At 60.4% G+C, this 715-nt stretch carries 2 pseudogenes; both read right to left on the bottom strand.

Features of this window, described 5'->3' with window-relative positions:
* Positions 1–457, bottom strand: a pseudogene (locus NEI07_RS19660) (IS66 family transposase zinc-finger binding domain-containing protein); the annotation flags it as partial.
* Between the two features lie 24 nt (positions 458–481).
* Positions 482–715: pseudogene (locus NEI07_RS01585) on the bottom strand (hypothetical protein); the annotation flags it as partial.

Genomic DNA, 715 nt, shown 5'->3' with positions numbered 1-715 from the left:
GAATGTCCGCGCCCAGACGCGCGAAGATTTCACCCTGCCGATACAAGGGCAAGTGATCGTCGAACTTCGAGACGAGGACATGGGCGATCAGACTGGGGCCGAACATGCCGCGATAGATCGGACGCGTCGGCGCGGGCGTCTGCACGACTTTCTCGCAGCACCGGCAGGCTTTCTTGAGACGCACGGTCTCCACTACCTTCAATTTAGCGGCGATGTAGTCGAGTATCTCGGAAACGTCCTCGCCGAGGAGAAGCAGCGGTTCGCCGCACCGCGGTCATTGATCGCCCGGATCGAGCACGATGCGTTCGCGCGGCGTTGTCGCGTCGACACGTGGTTTGCCACGCCGGCGCGGCTCGGGCCGTTCGAAGGACGACGCCTCGCCTTCGTCGGCTTCGGCCGTCTTGTTGGACGCGTCAGCCGCCGCCATCGCCACTTCGAGATCTTCGAGCGTCAGCTCATCGCCTTCAGCATCGCTGGGTCGTCAGGAAGAGCTTCGGATGAGCATTCCATTCCGAAAATATACCGCAAAGCGCAATGCAAGCTCGATCCAGCCGAAGCCTTCTTCAATCTTTTTGCGAATGCGCTGGCTGACGGCTGGTGTTTTGTGCCACATGCGACGACACTTTCATGGCGCGCAGTTCATTGACGAAGTCTTCGGCGTCATAGGCCTTGTTGGCGTCCAGTGTGATCGCTCTTCGTCGATCCGCCCGTGGCT

The organism is Methylocystis suflitae, from assembly GCF_024448135.1.
Taxonomy (GTDB): Bacteria; Pseudomonadota; Alphaproteobacteria; order Rhizobiales; family Beijerinckiaceae; genus Methylocystis; species Methylocystis suflitae.
This window is presented reverse-complemented; position numbering and strand designations above follow the sequence as displayed.